The following is a 3,331-nucleotide window of genomic DNA, read 5'->3' as shown; positions in this document are numbered from 1 at the left end:
AAAAGGAGATGTAACAGGCCAGGCTGTAGGAAATATATGGTTTATTATTAATGCGGATACCTCTTTCTAATTAGATTATAAAAAAAATGACCACATGCAGGTCAATATATAAACAGAAAGAGGCTAACTCATTAAATTTAGTGAGTTAGCCTCCATTTGTCTATATAACCTTACGGTGAGCCTTGTACTGAAGGTTGATCGAATTGGAGATTTACATTTATACTAAAACTTTTTGGAAATCGACACTCATTCTCGTCCTCAGTGCTTTTTTTATTTGAATAGGAAATATTACTGGCACTAACCCTGCTAATAGTTTAATATATTTTCCAATACAAAGACAAAAGGGGGATGTTTTTTTGGAAATAAAAGTAGATGATTTAACCGGAACAGAAGTGGCTGATTTAGTAGGGGAGCATCTGCACAATATGACCCTGAATTCACCGCCAGAAAGTATTCATGCACTAAATCTAGATCAATTACAGAGACCAGATATTACTTTCTGGAGTGCATGGGAAGGAAAGGATTTACTTGGGTGTGGGGCATTGAAAGAACTTGAAGGCCAACATGGAGAAATCAAATCGATGCGAACTTCTGCCTTCCATCTAAGAAAAGGTGTGGCATCACAGATTCTCCAACACATAATTGACGTAGCCAAACAGCGAGGTTATCACAGGCTGAGTTTGGAAACGGGATCGATGGATGCTTTTGAACCAGCAAGAAGACTATACACAAGCTTCGGATTCGAGTATTGTCAGCCATTTTCAGATTATATCGAGGACTCCAATAGCGTATTTATGACAATGGATTTATAAATTTGTTTGGGAGGAATGGTCAATGGATCACGAATTAAAAGAGGTCATTAAAAAATGTGACCTTGCAATCAAAAAGGAAGATTTTGATACACTGATGAATTACTATACAGATGATGCCATCTTAGTTGTCAAGCCTGGAAGGATAGCTCGAGGAAAAGAGGAAATCAAAAAAGCATTTATTGCTATTGCAAACTATTTCAATAACAGCGTGGTACCCACACAGGGGGAAATGGTTATTTTAGAAACTGGAGATACCGCGTTAGTTATTTCTCAAACCCTTCTTACAGCCGATAAAGAGGATTCTGAATATTCTATGGATAGAAAAGCCACATATGTATTTAAGAAAAACTCACAGGGAGAATGGCTTTGTGCTATCGATAACTCCTATGGTACGGAATTAATCAATAATTAGAATACAAAAAAGGAGTTGGTTACCTGCCATAGATCGGTAATCAACTCCTTTTTCATCAGTCCCTAGCACAATTGGGCCCAAATGGTCGATCTATCTTCCACGTTATTTTCAATGATGGTGTAGGCAGCATTCGTAATTGCTTGTGATAGAGTCTTGCCAGTTGCATGGACGTTATTAAAGCTGGCATCCGTTTCACCATTGGTTTTAAATGTATAACCAAGCCCTTTTAATTTGTTGACGATTAGCATGGCATGATCAAGATTTTGCTCGGGTTGAAACTCAGATTCGTGGATGAATGCAGCCTTTTCAAAATCATACCATCGATCCCACCGATTTAACTTCCAACCTAGAATTCTACGTGCAATCGAATCAGTTTTGTTCATAACATTTCCCCCTTTTCTCCCGTTTTTTTATGTTCACTCACTGTTATGTAACAGTATACATAATATGTATTTATTGAATAACACGAAAATATTTTTGACTACCATTTATTTGAATTTTTAAAAAATATTTTTAAAAAAGGGGCACAGTTTCATTTAAGAAAAACTGTGGTCGTTAGCTGATCGCAATAAACTTTCAGAAGAATAATGGTGCGTCTACCTATACCTGAGAATGTAGAGATAAAAAAAGAGGTGAATCATTCACCTCGAATTGTCCTTTATATTCTTACTTTTCTCTGTGTGGGTACATTTGGTGCCATTGCTCCCATGTGCCGTGAGGATGATGATGATGCCATTGGTGCCAAGGTACCCAAGGATTTTGTTGTTGCCATTGATGATGAGTACCGTGAGGATATTGGTGATGCCACTGCTGCCAAGGCATATAAGGATGCTGCTGGTGCCACTGCTGCCATGAACCATGAGGATGTTGGTGATGCCATTGTTCCCAAGGTACAAAGGAGGATTGTGATTGACCATGATCGTGAGTCATTAAATTCACCTACTTTATGATTAATTCTGTATAGCTTATGCATTTATTGATTTGAAGGGTATCTTTCATGTGAATTTAGGCTGGACAAACGGTAATTTCAGCTATAGAGAAAAGGAACGCAAACAAAAAAGACCGTACAAATTAGATCACATCTAACATATACGGTCTTTTTATTGGTTAACGCTTTTTCTTCTTGGAATTATCAACAACAAATTTACTTTTCTTAACAACTTCTACGGTTACTAGAACATGAACATTTAGTTCATCTACATTCTTAACACTTGATACCGTTGCCTTGCGACCTTTAATTTTTAACTCTTCACCTTCGGTTGGCACTCGGTTAAGCAGCTGAGTTAATAAAACGTTATTATTTTCTATAAAATGAACAGCAAACATGTCGACCTCACCTATTTCCTGTGGTATGTGAATCATCAAATACTCATATAAAATATATGAGTGAACGATAGCCTCAATTACTGATAATAAAAAATTTTGAAAATGGACGATTGAGGTGAGGCAGGAGAATTATTCTAGTATTTACTACTAATATATAATTATGGTAATAATAGGTTATAGGGGAGGAGAAGGTTTGGAATTAAAGGTTAAGTTTTCTCCAATTGGTGGGACGATAGTAAATGAGGGTTATTTGAAGTAAAAAAAAAGGATAGATAAAGTTAATGGCCACTTTACCTATCCTTCCCTTTTTTCTATTCATTGTAGCTTATATTTTTAAGAAATTAGCAATTCATACTAGTGGTTTATCTATTAAAGTAGTAAATAAAAGCTCATGTACATGACCATCGTCCAATGTAGTGGTTCCTTTAATTAAATGGATATGTTTTCCTTCACCAACAGGAATGGCAGGTCCTGTTGTTATGGCAACTTCATGATGATGATCTAAAAAATCAGTATTAACTAATATCGAATGAACATGACTCTTCCCTCTCGGAATAACTTCACTCGTCACACCAGCGAAACGATGATTGTGCCTATCATCATCCTCTTCTGCTAACTTCGTACTTGCTGTAAATTCGTGATCATGTGTTTGTACTGTTTGTTCATTCTCAGTAATAGTTGGTTGGTTTCGAGTATTTTTTTTCAAAAGATAAAATACCTCCTTTTAAATTGACTCATTAAAGAATCTATTCAGCATAAAACTTACTTATGTGAATTAATA

At 36.1% G+C, this 3,331-nt stretch carries 6 protein-coding genes; 3 read left to right on the top strand and 3 right to left on the bottom strand.

Annotated elements, in window-relative coordinates:
• Positions 1 to 356: 356 nt before the first annotated feature.
• The gene (locus tag V7137_RS23995) at positions 357 to 812 is read left to right on the top strand and encodes a GNAT family N-acetyltransferase (RefSeq protein ID WP_335700400.1); all 456 of its coding nucleotides are present in this window, start codon (positions 357 to 359) and stop codon (positions 810 to 812) included.
• 22 nt (positions 813 to 834) lie between these two features.
• Entirely contained in the window at positions 835 to 1,224 is a 390-nt protein-coding gene (locus tag V7137_RS23990) for a YybH family protein (RefSeq protein WP_335700399.1), read from the top strand.
• A gap of 62 nt (positions 1,225 to 1,286) precedes the next feature.
• Here V7137_RS23990 and V7137_RS23985 read toward each other — a convergent pair whose 3' ends face one another.
• Positions 1,287 to 1,607, bottom strand: a complete 321-nt coding sequence (locus V7137_RS23985) for a BC1872 family protein (protein ID WP_335700398.1) — start codon at positions 1,605 to 1,607, stop codon at positions 1,287 to 1,289.
• A 207-nt stretch (positions 1,608 to 1,814) separates the two neighbouring features.
• Between V7137_RS23985 and V7137_RS23980 the strand changes: the two genes are divergently transcribed.
• The gene (locus V7137_RS23980; RefSeq protein ID WP_335700397.1) at positions 1,815 to 2,174 is read left to right on the top strand and encodes a hypothetical protein; all 360 of its coding nucleotides are present in this window, start codon (positions 1,815 to 1,817) and stop codon (positions 2,172 to 2,174) included.
• A 157-nt stretch (positions 2,175 to 2,331) separates the two neighbouring features.
• On the opposite strand, the gene V7137_RS23975 is transcribed toward V7137_RS23980, so the two are convergent.
• Both V7137_RS23975 and V7137_RS23970 read right to left on the bottom strand, forming a co-directional pair.
• Positions 2,332 to 2,586: a hypothetical protein gene (locus V7137_RS23975; protein ID WP_420490172.1), complete on the bottom strand. Its 255-nt coding sequence runs from the start codon at positions 2,584 to 2,586 to the stop codon at positions 2,332 to 2,334.
• A 313-nt stretch (positions 2,587 to 2,899) separates the two neighbouring features.
• A complete protein-coding gene (locus V7137_RS23970) occupies positions 2,900 to 3,256 on the bottom strand; it encodes a YmaF family protein (RefSeq protein ID WP_335700396.1) in 357 nt (118 codons plus the stop codon).
• Positions 3,257 to 3,331: the final 75 nt, after the last annotated feature.

The organism is Neobacillus drentensis (assembly GCF_036962765.1).
In the GTDB taxonomy this organism is placed as follows: Bacteria; Bacillota; Bacilli; order Bacillales; family Cytobacillaceae; genus Neobacillus; species Neobacillus drentensis_C.
Note: the sequence above shows the minus strand (reverse complement) of the source record. Positions and strands in the feature narration are given on the sequence as shown.